General features: G+C 71.3%; 16 protein-coding genes. 4 read left to right on the top strand and 12 right to left on the bottom strand.

Features of this window, described 5'->3' with window-relative positions; translation table 11 throughout:
- Window positions 1–168 precede the first annotated feature (168 nt).
- Window positions 169–2,184, top strand: coding sequence for an O-linked N-acetylglucosamine transferase, SPINDLY family protein (locus ACFSNB_RS12610; protein WP_377317069.1), 2,016 nt, complete (start codon window positions 169–171; stop codon window positions 2,182–2,184).
- Between the two features lie 73 nt (window positions 2,185–2,257).
- On the opposite strand, the gene ACFSNB_RS12615 is transcribed toward ACFSNB_RS12610, so the two are convergent.
- Both ACFSNB_RS12615 and ACFSNB_RS12620 read right to left on the bottom strand, forming a co-directional pair.
- Window positions 2,258–4,228 (bottom strand): YgiQ family radical SAM protein, encoded by a 1,971-nt coding sequence (locus ACFSNB_RS12615; RefSeq protein WP_377317071.1) that lies wholly within the window; start codon window positions 4,226–4,228, stop codon window positions 2,258–2,260.
- A gap of 79 nt (window positions 4,229–4,307) precedes the next feature.
- Window positions 4,308–6,101 (bottom strand): M3 family oligoendopeptidase, encoded by a 1,794-nt coding sequence (locus tag ACFSNB_RS12620; RefSeq protein WP_377317073.1) that lies wholly within the window; start codon window positions 6,099–6,101, stop codon window positions 4,308–4,310.
- A gap of 67 nt (window positions 6,102–6,168) precedes the next feature.
- Between ACFSNB_RS12620 and ACFSNB_RS12625 the strand changes: the two genes are divergently transcribed.
- Window positions 6,169–8,010, top strand: coding sequence for an AMP-dependent synthetase/ligase (locus ACFSNB_RS12625; protein ID WP_377317075.1), 1,842 nt, complete (start codon window positions 6,169–6,171; stop codon window positions 8,008–8,010).
- A gap of 228 nt (window positions 8,011–8,238) precedes the next feature.
- Entirely contained in the window at window positions 8,239–9,537 is a 1,299-nt protein-coding gene (locus ACFSNB_RS12630) for an RsmB/NOP family class I SAM-dependent RNA methyltransferase (protein WP_377317077.1), read from the top strand.
- 191 nt (window positions 9,538–9,728) lie between these two features.
- Here the strand turns inward: ACFSNB_RS12630 and ACFSNB_RS12635 are convergent, their stop codons facing one another.
- From ACFSNB_RS12635 to ACFSNB_RS12665, 7 genes are all read right to left on the bottom strand, one after another.
- Window positions 9,729–10,256 carry an Lrp/AsnC family transcriptional regulator gene (locus tag ACFSNB_RS12635; RefSeq protein WP_377317079.1) on the bottom strand — a complete coding sequence of 176 codons (528 nt, stop codon included), beginning with the start codon at window positions 10,254–10,256 and terminating at the stop codon, window positions 9,729–9,731.
- Between the two features lie 109 nt (window positions 10,257–10,365).
- Window positions 10,366–10,575: a hypothetical protein gene (locus tag ACFSNB_RS12640; protein WP_377317081.1), complete on the bottom strand. Its 210-nt coding sequence runs from the start codon at window positions 10,573–10,575 to the stop codon at window positions 10,366–10,368.
- Window positions 10,576–10,577: 2 nt separating this feature from the next.
- On the bottom strand, window positions 10,578–11,285 hold the full coding sequence (gene lexA, locus ACFSNB_RS12645) for a transcriptional repressor LexA (RefSeq protein WP_377317083.1): 708 nt from the start codon (window positions 11,283–11,285) through the stop codon (window positions 10,578–10,580).
- Between the two features lie 202 nt (window positions 11,286–11,487).
- Window positions 11,488–12,594, bottom strand: a complete 1,107-nt coding sequence (locus ACFSNB_RS12650) for an NADH:flavin oxidoreductase/NADH oxidase (protein ID WP_377317085.1) — start codon at window positions 12,592–12,594, stop codon at window positions 11,488–11,490.
- An 86-nt stretch (window positions 12,595–12,680) separates the two neighbouring features.
- Window positions 12,681–13,493 carry an indole-3-glycerol phosphate synthase TrpC gene (gene trpC, locus ACFSNB_RS12655; protein ID WP_377317087.1) on the bottom strand — a complete coding sequence of 271 codons (813 nt, stop codon included), beginning with the start codon at window positions 13,491–13,493 and terminating at the stop codon, window positions 12,681–12,683.
- A 4-nt stretch (window positions 13,494–13,497) separates the two neighbouring features.
- Window positions 13,498–14,526 carry an anthranilate phosphoribosyltransferase gene (gene trpD / locus ACFSNB_RS12660; RefSeq protein ID WP_377317089.1) on the bottom strand — a complete coding sequence of 343 codons (1,029 nt, stop codon included), beginning with the start codon at window positions 14,524–14,526 and terminating at the stop codon, window positions 13,498–13,500.
- 1 nt (window position 14,527) lies between these two features.
- Window positions 14,528–15,130: an anthranilate synthase component II gene (locus ACFSNB_RS12665; RefSeq protein WP_377317091.1), complete on the bottom strand. Its 603-nt coding sequence runs from the start codon at window positions 15,128–15,130 to the stop codon at window positions 14,528–14,530.
- A gap of 277 nt (window positions 15,131–15,407) precedes the next feature.
- Between ACFSNB_RS12665 and ACFSNB_RS12670 the strand changes: the two genes are divergently transcribed.
- The gene (locus tag ACFSNB_RS12670; RefSeq protein ID WP_377317093.1) at window positions 15,408–16,100 is read left to right on the top strand and encodes a YkgJ family cysteine cluster protein; all 693 of its coding nucleotides are present in this window, start codon (window positions 15,408–15,410) and stop codon (window positions 16,098–16,100) included.
- Between the two features lie 159 nt (window positions 16,101–16,259).
- On the opposite strand, the gene nifW is transcribed toward ACFSNB_RS12670, so the two are convergent.
- Genes nifW through ACFSNB_RS12685 form a run of 3 tightly spaced genes read right to left on the bottom strand, consistent with a single transcriptional unit; the run spans window position 16,260 to window position 18,065 of the window.
- On the bottom strand, window positions 16,260–16,562 hold the full coding sequence (nifW, locus tag ACFSNB_RS12675) for a nitrogenase-stabilizing/protective protein NifW (RefSeq protein ID WP_377317095.1): 303 nt from the start codon (window positions 16,560–16,562) through the stop codon (window positions 16,260–16,262).
- A gap of 14 nt (window positions 16,563–16,576) precedes the next feature.
- Window positions 16,577–17,719 carry a homocitrate synthase gene (gene nifV, locus ACFSNB_RS12680; RefSeq protein WP_377317097.1) on the bottom strand — a complete coding sequence of 381 codons (1,143 nt, stop codon included), beginning with the start codon at window positions 17,717–17,719 and terminating at the stop codon, window positions 16,577–16,579.
- Window positions 17,720–17,741: 22 nt separating this feature from the next.
- Complete coding sequence (locus ACFSNB_RS12685; protein WP_377317099.1) at window positions 17,742–18,065, bottom strand: HesB/IscA family protein; 324 nt, start codon at window positions 18,063–18,065, stop codon at window positions 17,742–17,744.
- Between the last annotated feature and the right edge of the window lie 32 nt (window positions 18,066–18,097).

The raw sequence follows: 18,097 nt of genomic DNA on the forward strand, positions 1-18,097 counted from the left end.
AAGGCGCCGCGGCGCGCGGGGAGCGGCACTCCTAGCACAAGGTGGGGCGCCAAGGCCAGTTTCGCCACCGCCGTCGTGCCGCCGTCGAAAGGCTTTGGCAATCGGGCGCGGCCGTGGTGGGATCGGGCGACCGGCGGGGGCCGGTGGCGATGACGGACGAGGACAGGGATGAGCGGGGATCAGCAGCGGGCGCAGGCCTTGGCCGAACAGGCGGAAGCGAGCTACCGCGCCGGCCGGCTGGCCGAGGCGGAGGCGGCCTGCCGCCGGCTGGTGACGCTGCTGCCCGACCATCCGATGACCCATTACAATCTGGCCCGGGTGCTGAAGGACCGCGCCAAGCCCGAGGCGGCGATCGCCGCTTTGCGCAAGGCGGTGGCGCGGGCGCCGGGGATGGCCGAGGCCTGGCTCAATCTCGGCGGGCTGCTGGCCGACGCAGCGCGCTGGGACGAGGCGGGCGGCGCGTTCGAGCGCGGCCTCGCCGCCCGGGCCGATTTCTGGCCGCTGCTGGCCGGGATGGCGCGGGTGGCGCTGGCCCATGGCCGCCGCGCCGAGGCCGAGGACTGGTTCCGCCGCGCCCTGGCGCTGGCGCCCGATACCCCGCCGCTGCTGCTCAATCTCGGCAACCTGCTGCTGGAGACCGAGCGGGTCGAGGCGGCCTCGGACTGTTTCGCCCGCGCCCTGGCGCTGGCGCCGACCCTGGCCGAGGCGCTGCTGGGGGCCGGTCATGCCGCCCGCCGCCGGGGCGACGACGAGGCGGCGATCGGCTTTTATGCCCGTGCCGCCGCCGTCCGTCCCGACGACCCCGCCATTCTGGCCCGGCTGGCCGAGGCGCGGCTGGGGCAATGCGACTGGAGCGGGATCGAGTCCCTGCGCGCCAGCCTGATCGAGCCGGCGCTGGCCCGGCGCGACGACCCGATCGGGCCGATGCTGGCGCTCAGCCTGCCGCTGCCGTTCAGCGCGGCGGAACACTTGACCATCGCCCGCCGCCGGGCCGAGCGGGTCGCCGTCGAGGCGCGGGCGCTCGCGCCCCGGCCGCGTCCGGCCCGGCCCGGCCCGCGCCCGGTGCTGACGGTCGGCTATCTGTCGGCCGATTTTCACGACCACCCCACCACCCACCTGATGCGTGGCCTGTTCGCCGCCCACGACCGCAGCCGGGTGCGGGTGGCGGCGCTGTCGCTCGGCCCCGACGACGGCAGCGCCTATCGCCGGGCGGTGCGGGAACGTTCCGACCTGTTCCTCGACCTCGCCCCGCTCGACATTCCGACCGCCGCCGCCCGCATCGTCGAGGCCGGGATCGACATCCTGATCGACATCAACGTCCATACCCGGGGCAACCGCCTCGCCTTGACCGCGCTGCGGCCGGCCCCGGTCACCGCCAACTGGCTGGGGCTGCCCGGCAGCAGCGGCGCCGGCTTCATCGATTGGGCGATCGTCGATCGGGTGGTGGCCCCGCCCGGGGCCGAGGCCGGCTTCAGCGAAAGCCTGCTGGTGCTGCCGCATTGCTACCAGCCCAACGACCGCGAACAGGAAATCGCCGCCGATCTGCCCGACCGCGCCGCCTGCGGCCTGCCGCCCGAGGGCTTCGTGTTCTGCTGCTTCAACCAGGCCTACAAGATCGAGCCGGTGATGTTCGGGGTGTGGATGCGGATCCTGGCCCGGGTGCCGGGGTCGGTGCTGTGGCTGCTGTCGCGCTCGGCGACGATGGAGGCCAACCTGCGGCGCGAGGCGGCGGCCCGGGGGATCGACCCGGCCCGGCTGGTGTTCGCCCCCCGCGCGCCCAAGCCGGCCCATCTCGCCCGTCACCTGCATGCCGGGCTGGTGCTCGACACGCTTTATTATAATGCCCACACCACCGCCAGCGACGCGCTGTGGGCCGGGGTGCCGGTGCTGACCGCGCCGGGGCCGCTGTTCCCGGCCCGGGTGGCGGCCAGTCTGCTCGCCACCCTCGACCTGCCCGAGCTGATCTGTCCCGACCTTGCCGCCTATGAGGAAAAAGCGGTGGCGCTGGCGCTCGATCCGGCGGCGCGGGCGGCGTTGGCGCATCGGCTGGAACTGGCCCGGGCCCGCTCGCCTTTGTTCGATACCGAGCGTTTCGCCCGCGATCTCGAACGCGGCTTCGCCCTGATGTGGCAGGCCGCCCGCGCCGGCCACCGCCCCCGCCGGCTGGAGGTTCCCGCCGAATAGCGGGCTCCGCCCGCCCCCGCCAAGGGCCGCAAGGCCCTTGGATCCCATCGATGGTCGGGCGCGGAGCGGGCTTTCAGCTTGGGCGCGGGCGTTTGCCGCGCGGCGGCGGGCCGCGTTTGACCGGCGCGTTTTCGGCGCGGGCGGCGGCGCGCGGCACCAGGGCGTTGGGGCCGCCGCCGATCAGGTCGGCCCGGCCCATCTGGTGCAGCGCCTCGCGCAGGATCGGCCAGTTCTCCGGGTCGTGCCAGCGCAGGAACGCCTTGTGCAGCCGGCGCTGGCGCAGCCCCTTGGCGGTGAACACCGTGGCGCCCTCGCGCTTGACCTGTTCCAGCGGGTTGCGGCCGGAATGGTACATCGCGGTGGCGAGAGTCAGCGGCGAGGGCAGGAAGGTCTGCACCTGATCGAGCCGGAAGCCGTTGCGTTTCAGCCACAGCGCCAACGCCAGCATGTCCTGGTCGGTGGTGCCGGGATGGGCGGCGATGAAATAGGGGATCAGCCGCAGCTTCTTGCCGGCCTTGCGCGCGGTGGCCTCGAAGCGGGTGCGGAAGCGTTCGAACTGCTCGATCGGCGGCTTCAGCATCAGCGCCAGCGGGCCGGGCTCGCTGTGTTCGGGCGCCAGCTTGAGGGTGCCGCCGACATGGTGGCGGGTCAGCTCGTCGATATAGTCCGGGCTGGCGAGGGCGAGGTCGTGCCGCACCCCCGAGGCGACCGCGACGCTATGCACCCCGGTCACGGCGCGGGCGGCGCGGTACAGCGCGATCAGCGGGCCGTGATCGGTGCCGAGCGAGGGGCACGGGCGGGGGGTGAGGCAGGACGGCCGCCGGCAGCGGGCCTGGGCCTGCGGCTTGGTACAGCCCAGCCGCCACATGTTGGCGGTCGGGCCGCCCAGATCGGAAATCGCCCCGGTGAAGCCGGGGGTGCGGTCGCGGATCGCGGCGATTTCGCGCAGCACCGAGTCGGCCGAGCGGCTCTGGACGATCCGCCCCTCATGGGCGGCGATGGCGCAGAACGAACAGCCGCCGAAACAGCCGCGCACGATCGCCACCGAGAAGCGGATCATCTCCCAGGCCGGGATCTTGCCGTCGCCCTGGCCGGGATGGGGGGCGCGGGCATAAGGCAGTTCGTGGACCCGGTCGAGATCGGCGCTCGACAGCGGCAGCGGCGGCGGGCTAACCCACACCTCCTTGTCGCCATGGCGCTGGACCAGGGCGCGGGCGTTGAGCGGATTGGTTTCGAGATGCAGCAGCCGGGTGGCGTGGGCGTACAGCACCGGATCGTCGCGCACCGCCTCGAACGACGGCAGCCGCACCACCTCCGGCCGGACATCGTCCGAGTCCGGCGGTGGCAGCGCGGCGTCGAGCCCGGACAGGTCGCATTCGCGCCAATCGTCGGGCACCCGGTCGCGCAGGGTGACGGTGCCGCGCAGGTCGCCCATCGCCCGGATCGGCTCGCCCCGGGCGGCGCGGCGGGCGATCGCCAGGATCGCCCGCTCGCCATTGCCGTAAACCAGCAGGTCGGCCTTGGCGTCGAGCAGCACCGAGCGCCGCACCTTCTCCGACCAGATGTCGAAATGGGCGACCCGGCGCAGCGAGGCCTCGATCCCGCCCAGCACGATCGGCACGTCCTTGAACGCCTCGCGGCAACGCTGGGCATAGACCAGCACCGCCCGGTCCGGCCGCCGCCCGGCGATCCCTCCGGGCGTATAGGCATCATCATGCCGCAGCCGCCGGTCGGCGGTGTAATGGTTGACCATCGAATCCATCGCCCCGCCGGTGACGCCGAAGAACAGGCGGGGCCGCCCCAGTGCCTTGAACGGCTCGGCGCTGGTCCAGTCGGGCTGGGCGATGATGCCGACGCGGAAGCCGTCGGCCTCCAGCACCCGCCCGATCACGGCGAGGCCGAAGCTGGGATGATCGACATAAGCGTCGCCGCCGATCAGCACGACGTCGCAGGCGTCCCACCCCAGCCGCTCCATCTCGCCTCGGCTGGTCGGCAGGAACGGTGCCGCGCTCCCGCCGGCCTTGCGGTCGAACAGCGCCGGCAAACGGGAGGGTCCGGGAGGCTGCGCCTCCCGGTCGGGGTTCGGGGCGGAAGCCCCGACGCCCGGGCGGTGGGTCATGATCTCAACCAGCGCGGTCAAGCTCGTCGATGAAGCCGGTCAGCAGCCCGAGCCCCCGGCTCCAGAACGCCGGATCGGAGGCGTCGAGCCCGAACGGCACCAGCAACTCGCGGTGCCGCAGGGTGCCGCCGGCCCGCAACAGGTCGAGATAGCGGGCCTGGAAATCGGGGATCGTCCCGCCCTGATAGGTCGAATAGAGCGAGTTGACCAGACAATCGCCGAACGCATAGGCGTAGACGTAGAACGGGGTATGGATGAAGTGGGCGATGTAGGTCCAGAAATGATCGTAGCTGGCGTCGAAATCGAACGCCGGCCCGAGGCTCTCGGTCTGCACCGCGCGCCAGATTTCGGCGATCCGCTCGGGCGCCAGTTCGCCGATTTCGCGCCGTTCCTGATGGACCCGGCTTTCGAAATCGTAGAAGGCGATCTGGCGCACCACGGTGTTGAGCATGTCCTCGACCTTGCCGGCCAGCAGGATGCGGCGGCGGGCCGGGTCGGTCTCGCGGTCGAGCAGGGCGCGGAAGGTCAGCATCTCGCCGAACACCGAGGCGGTCTCGGCCAGGGTCAGCGGGGTGTCGGACAGCAGCGGCCCCTGGCCGGCGGCCAGCAATTGATGGACGCCGTGGCCCAGTTCGTGGGCCAGGGTCATCACGTCGCGGCTGCGGCCCATGTAGTTCAGCAGCAGATAGGGATGGGCCGACGGCACGGTGGGATGGGCGAAGGCGCCGGGCGACTTGCCGGGGCGGGGCGGCACGTCGATCCACGGATTGTCGAAGAAGCGGCGGCCGAGCGCGGCCAGCTCGGGCGAGAAGGCGCCATAGGCGTCGAGCACCAGCCCGCGCGCCTCGTCCCACGAATAAAGCCGGTCGTTGTCGTCCGGCAGCGGGGCGTTGCGGTCCCAGTGGCTCAGTTTGTCGAGCCCGAGCCATTGGGCCTTCATCGCGTAATAGCGATGGGCGGTGTGGGCGTAATTGTCCTTCACCGCCGCGACCAGGGCATCGACCACCCCGTCCTCGACCTGATTGGCGAGGTTGCGGAAGGATTGCGGCCGGGGATAGGCGCGCCAGCGGTCGTCGACCTCCTTCTCCTTGGCCAGGGTGTTGGTGATCAGGGCGAACAGCGGGGCATTGTCGCCCAGCACCCGGCCGAGCGCGCGGCCGGCTTCCTCGCGCTTGGCGCGGTCGGGGTCGGACAGCAGGTTGAGCGCCTCGGCCGAGGTCAGTTCGGCCCCGCCGACCGGGAAACGCAGCCGGGCGATGGTTTCCTCGAACAGCCGGTGCCACGCCGCGGTGCCGCAGACATGCAGATCGTGCAGCATCTTTTCCAGCTCGTCGGAAAGCTGGTGCGGCCGGAACACCCGCAGGTCGCGCAGCCAGGGGGCATAGCGCGCCGCCGCCGGGTCGGTCAGCAGCCGTTCCAGCGTCGCGTCGTCGAGCCGGTTGATTTCCAGCGTGAAGAACAGGGTGTGGGTCGAGATGTCGGTGACCCGCTCCTGCATCCCCTGCATGAACCGCCCGCGCGCGGCGTCGGCGACGTTGCCGGCATAATGCAGCTGGGCATAGGACATGATGCGGCCGAACACCTCGCCGATCCGCTCATATTCGGCGATCGCCGCGGCGAAGCCGGCGCTGTCGAGGCTGGCGAGCTGGCCGGCGAAACGGGTCTCGAACCCCTTGGCGGCGGTGGCGACCTCGCTCAGGTCCCGATCCAGTTGCGGGCAGTCCGTTCCAGGATACAGATCGGACAGGTCCCATTCCGGAAGGGCTTCGTTCGCACCTGCGGAACCGTGATGAGTCATGCGCAACCTCCTTGTGCCGTGCGCGAATATAGGTATCACTGTTAGCGGGGAACAGGGAGATCGTCGCATGGAGGATATTCGCGCCTGGACCAGCCTGCCCGGGATGTTCTTCGATCAGGCGGAGCGACTGGGGGAAAAGCCGTTTCTGGTGGCGCGACGGCAGGGGGAATGGCGGGCGCGCTCGTGGCGCGCCACCGCCGAGCAGGTGCTTGCCCTGGCCGCCGGGCTGTCCGCGTTGGGAGTCGGGCCGGGGGACCGCGTCGCCCTGATCGCCGAGAACCGGCCGGAATGGGCGATCGCCGATCTGGCGATCATGACCGTCGGCGCGATCACCGTGCCGGCCTACACCACCAACACCGTGGCCGACCACGCCCACATCCTGGCCAATTCCGGGGCGCGGCTGGCGATCGTGTCGAGCACGGCGCTGGCGATGCGGGTGCTGGCCGCCGCCGCCGAGGTGCCGGCCCGGCCCGACGTGATCCTGATCGATTCCCCGTTCGCCGAGGCGCCCCCCGGCATCACCCGCCATCTGTGGGACGAGGTGCTGGGGCGCGGTCGGGCCGAGGGCGATTTCGCCGCCCTGCGCGCCGGGGTGCGCGCCCTGACCCGCCGCCATACCGCCTGTATCATCCACACCTCCGGCACCGGGGGGGTGCCGAAGGGGGTGATGCAGTCGCACGGCTCGATCCTGCACAACTGTGCCGGCGCGGCCCGGCTGGTCCACGACCTCAATCGCGGCATCGACCAGGACGAGGTGTTCCTGTCGTTCCTGCCGCTGTCGCACGCCTACGAGCACACCGCCGGGCTCTATCTGCCGATCGCGATCGGCGCCAGCATCCATTGTGCCGACAGCATCGAGCAATTGGCCGCCAACATGCTCGAGGTGCGGCCGACCATCATGACCGCCGTGCCCCGCCTCTACGAGACGATGCGCAGCCGGATCCTCAAGGGGCTGGCCAAGAGCGGTCAGGCCAAGCGCAGCCTGTTCAGCGCCGCGCTGCGGCTGGGCGGCCGCCGGCTCGACCAGCGCGGCCGGCTCGGCCCGCTCGACGCCATCGCCGACCGGGTGCTCGACCGGCTGGTGCGGCGCAAGGTCCATGAGCGGTTCGGCGGCCGGCTCAAGGCGTTCGTCTCGGGCGGCGCGCCGCTGTCGCCCGAGGTCGGGCGGTTCTTCCTCTCGCTCGGGGTGCGGATCCTCCAGGGCTACGGCCAGACCGAGGCCGCCCCGGTGATCAGCGTCAACCGCCCCGGCCAGGAGCGGCCCGATACGGTCGGCCCGGCGCTCGACGATGTCGAGCTGCGCATCGCCGACGATGGCGAGATCCTGGTGCGCGGCGAACTGGTGATGCAGGGCTACTGGCAGGATCCGGTCTCCACCGCCACCGCGATCGATGCCGAGGGCTGGCTGCATACCGGCGACATCGGGGTGATCGAGGCCGATGGCTGTCTGCGCATCACCGACCGCAAGAAGGACATCATCGTCAATTCCGGCGGCGACAACGTCTCGCCGCAGCGGATCGAGACCCTGCTGACCCTTCAGCCCGGCATCGCCCAGGCGATGGTGCATGGCGACCGCCGCCCCCATCTGGTGGCGCTGATCGTACCCGAGCCCGACCGGGTGGCCCATGCGCTGGGCAGCCGGCCGGGCGGGGTGGTGATCGAGCATCCCAGCCTCAAGGCCGAGATCGCGATGGCGGTCGAGCAGGTCAATGCCCGTCTCGCCCCGGTCGAGCGGATCCGCCGCTTCGCCGTGCTGGCCGAGCCGTTCTCGGTCGAGAACGGGCTGCTGACCCCGACGATGAAGATCCGCCGCCACCTGATCCGCGAGAGCCACGCCGAAATCCTCGACGGCATGTACGAGGACCGCGCCACCGCCCGCGCGGCGCGGTCGCGGGTTGACGCGATGTAGTCCGCCGCCCGGGAACGATTGGGCTTTCGCCCAAACCCAACCGGGGCGATGCCCCGGACCCCCTTTGTTTTTGTCGGAAGGGGGGGGGCATCGGCTCCGGCCGTGGCTGTTGCTTTCGGCCGGGCGGTTGCCTTATGAGTGGGGCCGTCCCCCGCCGCGTTGCGCCGTCACGTCGCCGCCCCCGTCCGGCGGGGCGCTTTTTCCCTTGCCGATCAGGTGTTTTGCCCCATGACTCCCGCCGCCCGTCTCCAGGCCGCCATCGAGGTCCTGTCCGCGATCGAGAAATCGGCCCGGCCGGCCGATTCCGCCGCCGCCGCCTATTTCCGCGAACGCCGCTACATCGGCGCCAAGGACCGCCGCGCCATCGCCGAGCGGGTGTGGCGGGTGCTGCGCGCTCAGGCCCGGCTCGATTGGTGGATCGCCCGCTGCGAGGCCGAGGGCGGCAGCCGGGCCCGGGTGCTGGCCGATCTCGCCTTCCAGGGCGAGCCGGTGACGCCGGATCTGTTCCGGGGGCCGCATTCCGCCTGGCCGCCCGAGCCGGACGAAACCCGGATGATCGAGTGGCTGCGCGAGACCCGTTCGCTGTTCCATCACGAGATGCCGCCCGAGGTGCGGGGCGAATATCCGGCCTGGATCGCGCCGCGTCTCGCCGCTTTGTTCGGCGACCGGCTCGCCGAGGAGATGGGGGCGATGCGCGACGAGGCCCCGCTCGACCTGCGGGTCAACCGGCTGAAGGCGACGCGCGAGCAGGCGATCGCCGCGCTGGCGGCCGAGGGGATCCAGGCCACCCCCACCGCTCTGTCGCCGCTCGGGCTGCGGCTGGCCTCGCGGGTGGCGCTGGTCCAGGTCCAGGCGTGGCGCGACGGGCTGGTCGAGGTGCAGGACGAGGGCTCGCAGCTGGTGGCGCTGCTGGTCGGGGCGCGGCCGGGGATGGCGGTGGTCGATTATTGCGCCGGGGCCGGCGGCAAGACCCTGGCCCTGGCCGCCGAGATGGCCAACAAGGGCCGGCTGGTGGCCTGCGACGTCGCCGAATGGCGGGTCGATCGCGCCGGCGACCGTCTGCGCCGCGCCGGGGTCCACAATGTCACCCGCCGGGTGATCGGCGGCGAATCCGACAAATGGATCAAACGCTCGGCCGGCTCGTTCGACCGGGTGCTGGTCGATGCCCCCTGCACCGGCACCGGCACCTGGCGCCGCAATCCCGACGCCAAATGGCAACTGGGCGAGGCCGATCTGCTCGAACTGGTCGGCCGGCAGCAGGCGATCCTCGCCAGCGCCGCCCGGCTGGTCCGTCCCGGCGGCCGGTTGATCCATGCCACCTGCTCGGTGATGACCGAGGAGAACGAAGGGCAGGTCGCGACCTTCCTCGCCGCCCATCCCGATTTCCGCATCGTGCCGGTGGCCCAGGCCTGGGCCGAAACCCTCGGCACGCCCTGTCCGGTCGAGGGGGACGGATTGCGCCTGACCCCGCTGCGTCACCAGACCGACGGGTTTTTCGCCCAGGTGCTGGAACGGCTGCCGGCCTGAGGCGGGCTCCCGCCACACTGCGATGTTACGCGGGCTCCCGCCCGCGGGCCCGGCCGGGGCGATGCCCCGGACCCCCTTCTTTTTTGGTTCATCATGGAGGAGCGGGGCGCTCTTCTCCGTCAGGCGCGGACTTGATCCGCGCATCCAGGGGCGCGGTTTGGCTTGACATGGGGATGGCGGGTCAAGCCCGCCTATGACGCGTCCTGGATGTCCTCGTCGGCCAGCGGCTCGGGCTCGTCGCCCTCGTTGACGTCGATCGGCACGCCCGGCTGGACCTTGGCGCTGCGGATCGCCAGGGCGCTTTTGACGTGGCTGATGTTGGGGGCGGCGGTCAGGCGGGTGGTGAGGAAGCGTTGGTAATCGTCCCAGTCGCGCGCCACCACCTTCAGCAGGAAGTCGGTCTCGCCGGCCAGCATGTGGCATTCGCGCACTTCCGGCCAGGAATTGGTCAGATCCTCGAACGCCTTGAGGTCGGCCTCGGCCTGGCTGCTCAGCCCGACCTGGGCGAACACCGTCACGGTGTAGCCGAGCGCCGTCGGATCGATGTCGGCATGGTAGCCGCGAATGTAGCCGGTCTCCTCCAGCGCCCGCACCCGCCGCAGGCAGGGGGGGGCCGAGATCCCCGACCGTCGCGCCAACTCGACATTGGTCATCCGGCCGTCGGCCTGGAGATCGGCGAGAATACGGCGATCGATCCGGTCGAGCTTGACCCGCTGCATCAAAAAACTCCGCAAGCTTCGAAAGTGCGCGAAATTATATTACGGAGTCCCGTCCCAGCAAGCCCTTACCTTTCCTCCGGTCATGTTTTCCGCAGAAAACCGGGATTGCCTAAGGAATGAGCACAACCTGATCGGCCGACCAACGGCGCGCCAGTGGGCTGGCGAGGCGGCGCCATTCCTCGAAGCGGCGGCGGGCGTCGGCCTCGGCGGCGCGGCGGCTGGTCCGGCCGAGATAGGTGACACACATCGCCGCCGGTTCTTCCGTCGCCGGCCGGCCGTCGACGGTGAAGCCGAAGCGCAGGGGGCGAGGGGCGGCCATGGTCAGTAGGACCGCAGCAGGCCGACCAGCCGGCCCTGGACCTTGACCCGGTCGGGAGGAAAGATCCGGGTCTCGTATTTCTTGTTGGCCGGCTCCAGCGCGATCGAGCCGCCCTTGCGCCGCAGCCGTTTCAGCGTCACCTCGCTGTCGTCGATCAGGGCGACGACGATGGTGCCGGCCTCGGCCAGATCGCAGCTGCGCACCACCACCACGTCGCCGTCGAGGATGCCGGCGTCGATCATCGAATCGCCCTCGACCGTCAGGGCGTAATGGTTGCCGCTGCCGAGCAGGGCGGCCGGCACGTCGATGCTGGTCGAATGGTCGCGCAGCGCCTCGATCGGGGTGCCGGCGGCGATCTTGCCGTACAGCGGCAGCGCCACCGCGTCGGCCGGGCCGGCGATCGGCGCCCCGGTCAGCACCTGGGAGAAGCTGCCCTTGATCACCGTCGGCGAGAACGGCCGGGCCGGGGCGGGCGGCGGGGCGCTGTCGGCCCGGTTGTCGGGCAGGCGCAGCACCTCCAGCGCCCGGGCGCGGTGGGCGAGGCGGCGGATGAAGCCGCGTTCCTCCAGCCCGGTGATCAGGCGGTGAATCCCCGATTTCGACTTGAGGTCGAGCGCGTCCTTCATCTCGTCGAAGGATGGCGACACCCCGGTGGCGCGCAGTCGCTGATCGATGAACATCAGCAACTCGTACTGTTTGCGGGTCAGCATGCCGGGCATCCTTTCAGGGCGGAGCCATCAGGAACAAAGCCTAAACAACCTCGCTTTGTTCTACCCATGTTCCACCCTGCCGTCAAGCGTTCCGCCGCAGAGAGGATGCGGGTTCCGCCCAGGCTGACAGGCGTGTCCATGCCCGACCCCCAAAGGGATCCAAGGGCCTTGCGGCCCTTGGCGGGGGCGGGCGGAGCCCGCGTCAGTCCCCCTGATACAGCCGATAGCGCGCCAGCCAGTGGGCGTAGGGCGCTGGCAGCACCCAGGACGGCCGTTCGACCCCCAGCGCCTGGGCGAGGCGGTAGGGGTAATGCGGATCGGCCAGCATGGCGCGGCCGATCATCACCAGATCGAGCTGGCCCTGGGCCACCACCCGTTCGGCGATCGCGGGGGATTCGAGCCCCCAGGCCGAGGCGACCGGCAGACCGGTTTCGGCCCGCACCCGGCCGGCGATCGGGGCGAGGAAGCCCGGCGCCCACGGGATCGAGGCCTCCGGGGTGGAAAAGCCGACGCTGACGCTGAGCAGGTCGAGGCCGCGCTGGCGGAAGCCCTGGGCCAGGGTGATCGACTCGGCCAGGGTCTGTTCGTCGCGGCCGTCATATTCGATCACCCCGAAGCGGGCGGTCAGCGGCAGCGAATCGGGCCAGACCGCCCGCACCGCCTCCAGCGTCTCGAACAGGAAGCGCGAGCGCCCGGCGAGGTCGCCGCCATAGCCGTCGGTGCGATGGTTGGAATGGGGCGAGAAGAAGCTCTGGCCGAGATAGCCGTGGGCGAAATGCAGTTCGAGCCACTCGAACCCGGCCGCGAGGGCGCGGCGGGCGGCGGCGACGAAATCGGCCCGCACCCGGGCGATGTCGGCGAGATCCATCGCGCGCGGCACCCGGGGCAGGTTGGCGCCGAACGCCACCGCCGAGGGGGCGAGGATCGGCCAGGCGCGCGGATCGTCGGCGGGGAGGTGGTCGTCGCCTTCCCATGGCCGGTTGGCGCTGGCCTTGCGGCCGGCATGGCCGATCTGGATTCCCGGCACCGCGCCGGCCGCCTTGATCTGGGCGGCGATGCGGGCCAGCCCCTCGGCCTGGGCGTCGTTCCACAGGCCGAGGCAGGCCGGGCTGATCCGTCCCTCGGGCGCCACTGCGGTGGCCTCGACGATCACCAGTCCGGCGCCGCCGCGGGCGAGCCCGGCGTAATGGGCCCAGTGCCAGTCATTGCTGAGACCGTCGGTCGCGCTGTACTGGCACATCGGCGGCACCGCGACGCGATTGCGCAGGGTGACGCTCTTCAGGGTGAAGGGGGAAAACAAGGCCGACATGCGGTTCCTCCTGGGCTGGGGACCGGCTGCCGGCGGGGGGCTGGCGCCGTCCCGGTCGCGGATCGCGGCGGACGGCGCCGCCAGGGTCAGCCGGCGCAGGCGCCGGCCAGCAGCACCCGCAGCGCCTCCTCGACGTCGGTGCGCCGCATCAGCGACTCGCCGATCAGGAAGCGCCGCACCCCGACATCGGCCATCCGCTTGAGGTCGGCCGGGCTTTCCAGCCCGCTTTCCGAGATGGCGACCCGGTCGGGCGGCAGCAGCGGCACCAGCCGCTCGGTGGTGGCGATGTCGGTGCGCATCACCTTGAGGTCGCGGTTGTTGATGCCGATCAGCGGCGAGCGCAGCTTCAGCGCCCGTTCCAGTTCTGCCTCGTCATGCACCTCGAGGATCACGTCCATGCCGTAGCCGAGCGCGACCGATTCCATCTGGGCCAGATCCTCGTCGCTGAGGGCGGCGACGATCAGCAGCACGCAATCGGCGCCGAGCGCCCGGGCCTCGACCACCTGATAGGGATCGACCAGGAAATCCTTGCGCAGCACCGGCAGGTCGCAGGCCGAGCGGGCGGCGCCGAGATCGGCGTCGCTGCCCTGGAAGAAGCGGGTGTCGGTCAGCACCGACAGGCAGGCGGCGCCGCCGCGCTGATAGGCGCGGGCGATCTGGGCCGGCTGGAAATTGGGGCGGATCACCCCGGCCGAGGGCGAGGCCTTCTTGATCTCGGCGATCACGCCGAAGCCGCCCGCCGCGACCTTGTCGGTCAGGGACTGGGCGAAGCCGCGCGGCGGCGCCTGGTCCTGGGCCCGGTTCAGCAATTCCTGAATCGGACGGTGGGCCTTGTGTTCGGCGACCAGCTTGCGCTTTTCCCCGCAGATCCGGTCGAGAATGGTGGGCAATGCGGACATGGTGTCAGGAGATCCGGTTGGTGATCGCGATCAGGCGATTGAGGGAGGCGGCGGCGGCGCCGCTGTCGATGGAATGCTCGGCCAGCCGGGCGGCGGCGGCGAGATCCCCGGCCCGGCCCGCCACCACCAGCGCGGCGGCGGCGTTGAGCACGACGATGTCGCGATAGGCGCCGGGCGCGCCGCCGAGCAGGGCGCGCAGCGCCTGGGCGTTGGCGGCGGCGTCGCCGCCCTTCAGCGCCTCGGCGTCGGCGCGGGGCAGGCCGGCCTGTTCCGGGGTGACGGTGAAGCGGTGGACCCGGCCGTTCCGCAGCTCGGCCACCGTGCTCGGGCCGGTGGTGGTCAGCTCGTCGAGCCCGTCGCTGCCATGCACCACCCAGGCCCGCTCCGAGCCGAGCCGGCCCAGCACCTCGGCCAGCGGCTCGACCCAGCGTTCGGCGAACACCCCGATCACCTGGAACCGGGTGTTGGCCGGGTTGGCCAGCGGGCCGAGCAGGTTGAACAGGGTGCGGGTGCCCAGTTCGACCCGGGGGCCGGCGACGTGGCGCATCGCGCTGTGATGGCGCGGCGCCATCAGGAAGCCGATATGGTTGGTGGCGAGCGATTCCTGCACCAAGGCGAGGTCGGCGTCGAGATTGACCCCGAGCGCCGCCAGCACGTCGGCCGAGCCCGATTTCGACGACAGGGCACGGTTGCCGTGCTTGGCCACCGGCACGCCGCAGCCGGCGACGACGAAGGCGGCGGCGGTCGAGATGTTGTAGGTGCCCGAGCCGTCACCGCCGGTGCCGCAGGTGTCGATCGCGTCGGCCGGGGCCGCGACCGGCAGCGACTTGGCCCGCATGATGCGGGCGGCGCCGGTGATTTCCGCCACCGTCTCGCCGCGCACCCGGAGCGCCATCAGCAGGCCGCCGATCTGGGCCGGCGTCGCCTCGCCCGACATGATCTCGGCGAACACCGCCTCGGCCTCGGCCTCGGACAGGCTCTCGCCCAGGGCGACCCGCGCCAGCACCGGCCTGATCACGCCGATCGCGCTCATCTCAGGCCGCCACCCCGGGGGCGACCGGGCGGCCGGTGGCGTAATCGAGGAAATTGCGCAGCATCTGGTGGCCGTGCTCGGTCTCGATGCTCTCGGGGTGGAACTGCACCCCCCAGATCGGCAGGGTGCGGTGGGTGAGGCCCATCACCAGCCCGTCCTCGCTCCAGGCCGAGACATGCAGGTCGGCGGGGAAGCTCGACCGCTCGACCACCAGCGAATGGTAGCGGGTGGCGCGGAACGGCGAGGGCAGGCCGGCGAACACCCCCGAGCCGTCATGGTGGATCGAACTGATCTTGCCGTGCAGCGGCTGCGGCGCCCGCACCACCTTGCCGCCGAAGGCCTGCCCGATCGATTGATGGCCGAGGCAGACCCCGAACAGCGGCACCCCGGCCTGCGCGGCGGCGGCGATCAGGTCGAGGCAGATGCCGGCGCGGTCGGGATCGCACGGGCCGGGCGAGATCACGATTCCCTGCGGCGCCAGCGCCAGCGCCTCGGCCACCGTCAGGGCGTCGTTGCGGCGGACCGCGACCTCGGCGCCCAGTTCGCCCAGATAATGCCAGAGGTTGTAGGTGAAACTGTCGTAATTGTCGATCAGGAGAAACAAGCCACCCTCCAACCCACTGAAAAACAACCCAACGTCTGTGATGTCGCCGAGGCGTTCCCCGGTTTCTTCCCCGGAAGGACCGGTGTCCGGTCCCGGACCCGACCTGCTCCCGTGCGCGCCGCTGCCAAAATAGCCCGGTCCAAACCACGGCGGAAGCCTCCATTTCCCATTTTCCCGCCCCCCGGCGTTCCGGTCTATGGCCGCCGGTGGAGGCCGGGCAGCGCGCCCGGCCCGGCCCGCTGTTTTGCCGCCGCCGTCTCTCTGCTATCCTGGCCGGATGACCGGTGGTTCCGCACTCGCTCCCCATCTCGACGCCGCCTTCGCCGCCGCCCGGGCGCTGGCCCAGGCGACGCTGGCCGAGCCCGCGCCGGACTGGCCGGCGGCGGTCGCCCATACCCACGTGCTGGCCGATCGCGCCTGGGTCGCCGCCGCCGCGCTCGAACCCGACCGCGCCGCCTGCGGTCCCGGCTGCGGCTGGTGCTGCCACCAGCCGGTCGAACTCAGTCCGGTCGAGATCCTCTCCCTGGCCGTTACCCTGGAATCGTCGCCGGGCTGGCGCGGCCGGGTCGCCGCCTGGAACGGCGGCCGCGCCTGTCCGTTCCTGGTCGAGTACAGTTGCAGCATCCACCCGCTGCGGCCGCTGAAATGCCGGGGGCTGTTCCAACCCGATCCGCGCTGGTGCATGGCCACCTTCGCCAAGATCGATCCGCCGCCCGGCGGTCCGCCGATCCGCCATCAGCCGCTGGCGGTGCCGCGCCGGCTGCACGAGGCCGTCGCCGCCGGCTTCAATCTGCCGCTGCACGCGGCCGGGCTCGATTGCGACGCCTATTCGCTGGTGCCCGCGCTTCAGTCGGTGCTCGACCGTCCCGACGCCCTGGCCGCCTGGGCGCGGGGCGAGCGGGTGTTCCCGGCCGACGCCCAGTTGCATCGCTGGGTGCCGCCGGGGGAAGAGGCCGCGCGCCGGGCCTGAGAAATCATCACTCTTCCGGGGAAGAGGGGGCGGTCTGGAAGGCGGAAGCCTCCAGGCGGGGGCGTAACGGGAAAGCCCCTGGCGCCTTCCGCCGGGGCAGGGAGATCCCGGTGGAGAGGAAGGCGCCAGGGGCTTTGCCGCCGGGCGGTCGGCGAGGGGTCAGATCGCCCGGCGGATCTCGCCCAGCGGCACGAAGCCGGGCTGGGCGTCGCGGAACACCTTGAAGGTTTTCGGGCCCCGTCCCTCGGCGAAATCGTCATGCGCCTGGATCAGGGCCGCGCGACAGACGGCGGTGGTGTCGTCCTCGTCCAGCCCCTCGATGTCGGTGGTGGCGATCAGGTCGCGGAACCGCTTGAGGATGTGCAGGCGGCTGGAATTGATCACCCGCTCCTCGTAGGGGACGCCGAGGATTTCAAAGAACTGCTCGGCACTGGAAAGCTTGGCCAGGGTTTCGAGAATCATCGCGGCAGCATCCTTCAAACCGGCATTTGGGCGGCGGTCGCCTCGCGGTGGAAGCGCTTGAGGTCGTCCAGGGTGGGGGAGGTCTTGGTCTGGTCGGCATGGCGGCGGACCCGCGCCAGCATCAGCCGCGCCCGGGGCGGATCGACCTCGAGCCCGGCCTCGGCGCAGGCATGCAGCACCGAGGTCAGCCCGGAATGCTTGCCCAGCACCAGCCGGTGGTCGCGCCCCAGCTCGCGCGGGTCGAGCGCCTGATAGGTGCGGCGGTCGCGCAGCAGGCCGCTGACATGGATGCCGGATTCATGGGTGAACACCGCCTCGCCGACGATGCTCTTGTTGACCGGTACCGGCCGGCCCGAGGCCTCGGCCACCAGCCGCGACACGGCGGCCAGCGCCGGCTTGGCCACCCCGGTGTCGCGCTGATAGAGGTGGTCGAGCGCCACCACCACTTCCTCCAGCGGGGCGTTGCCGGCGCGCTCGCCCAGGCCGTTGACGGTGGTGCTGACATGGGTGGCGCCGCCCTTGACCGCCGCCAGCGAATTGGCGGTGGCGAGGCCGAGATCGTCGTGGGCATGCACCTCGAGTTCGATCCCGCAGGCGGCCCGCAGCGCGCTGAAACGTTCATAGGCGCCGAACGGCTCAAGGATCCCCATCGTGTCGGCGAAGCGGAAGCGGCGGGCGCCGGCCGCCTCGCAGGCGCGCACCACCTGGGCCAGGAAGGTGGGGTCGGCGCGGGAGGAATCCTCGCCGCCGACCATCACCTCGAACCCCAGCGCCACCGCCCGCCGCACCGAGGCATCGATGTGGCCGAGCGCCCAGGCGCGGTCGCGCTGGAGCTTGGCCGACAATTGCAGGTCGGACACCGGAATCGACAGATTGACCATCGTCAGGCCACAGGCGGCGGCGGCGGCGAGATCGTCCTCGCGCATCCGGCACCACGCGATCAGCCGGGCCCGGAGGCCCAGCGCGGCGACGGCGCGGATGCCGGCCTGTTCGTCCTCGCCCATCGCCGGGGTGCCGACCTCGATCTCCGGCACGCCGGCGGCGTCCAGCGCCCGGGCGATCGCCAGCTTCTCGTCGCGGCGGAAGGCGACGCCGGCGGTCTGCTCGCCGTCGCGCAGGGTGGTGTCGTTGACGATGATCCTCGCGGGATTGCTCATCGCGTTTCTCCCCGGCCCGGGTTCAGCCGCAGCTTCCGGCGGAGCAGGAGCAGCCCGACGGCGGCGGCACCGCGTTCGGATTGTCGAACACGAAGCCCGAGCCCATCGACGAATCGGCGATGTAATCGAGCGTCGCCCCGGTCAGCCACAGCGCCGAGCCCGGATCGATGAACAGCTTGACGTCGGCGACGCCGACCACCTCGTCATCCTCGGCCGCCTGCTCCTCGAGCCCCATGCTGTAGGTCAGGCCGGAACATCCCTTGCGCACCAGGATCCGCAGGCCCTGATACTCGCCCTGGCAGACCTCGCGGATCACATCGACGGCCCTGTCGGTCAGGTTCAACATTTGGCACCCCTCCTCTGGAACAGCGGCTTCTG

Source organism: Phaeospirillum tilakii (assembly GCF_042683125.1).
Lineage (GTDB): Bacteria > Pseudomonadota > Alphaproteobacteria > Rhodospirillales > Magnetospirillaceae > Phaeospirillum > Phaeospirillum tilakii.

Coding starts and splice junctions, on each gene's coding strand:
- ACFSNB_RS12625 (WP_377317075.1), top strand. CDS start 6,169: ATGGAGGATATTCGCGCCTGGACCAGCCTGCCCGGGATGTTCTTCGAT.
- trpC (WP_377317087.1), bottom strand. CDS start 13,493: ATGTCCGCATTGCCCACCATTCTCGACCGGATCTGCGGGGAAAAGCGC.
- lexA (WP_377317083.1), bottom strand. CDS start 11,285: ATGCTGACCCGCAAACAGTACGAGTTGCTGATGTTCATCGATCAGCGA.
- nifV (WP_377317097.1), bottom strand. CDS start 17,719: ATGAGCAATCCCGCGAGGATCATCGTCAACGACACCACCCTGCGCGAC.
- ACFSNB_RS12685 (WP_377317099.1), bottom strand. CDS start 18,065: ATGTTGAACCTGACCGACAGGGCCGTCGATGTGATCCGCGAGGTCTGC.
- ACFSNB_RS12610 (WP_377317069.1), top strand. CDS start 169: ATGAGCGGGGATCAGCAGCGGGCGCAGGCCTTGGCCGAACAGGCGGAA.
- trpD (WP_377317089.1), bottom strand. CDS start 14,526: ATGAGCGCGATCGGCGTGATCAGGCCGGTGCTGGCGCGGGTCGCCCTG.
- ACFSNB_RS12635 (WP_377317079.1), bottom strand. CDS start 10,256: ATGCAGCGGGTCAAGCTCGACCGGATCGATCGCCGTATTCTCGCCGAT.
- nifW (WP_377317095.1), bottom strand. CDS start 16,562: ATGATTCTCGAAACCCTGGCCAAGCTTTCCAGTGCCGAGCAGTTCTTT.
- ACFSNB_RS12630 (WP_377317077.1), top strand. CDS start 8,239: ATGACTCCCGCCGCCCGTCTCCAGGCCGCCATCGAGGTCCTGTCCGCG.
- ACFSNB_RS12650 (WP_377317085.1), bottom strand. CDS start 12,594: ATGTCGGCCTTGTTTTCCCCCTTCACCCTGAAGAGCGTCACCCTGCGC.
- ACFSNB_RS12640 (WP_377317081.1), bottom strand. CDS start 10,575: ATGGCCGCCCCTCGCCCCCTGCGCTTCGGCTTCACCGTCGACGGCCGG.
- ACFSNB_RS12670 (WP_377317093.1), top strand. CDS start 15,408: ATGACCGGTGGTTCCGCACTCGCTCCCCATCTCGACGCCGCCTTCGCC.
- ACFSNB_RS12620 (WP_377317073.1), bottom strand. CDS start 6,101: ATGACTCATCACGGTTCCGCAGGTGCGAACGAAGCCCTTCCGGAATGG.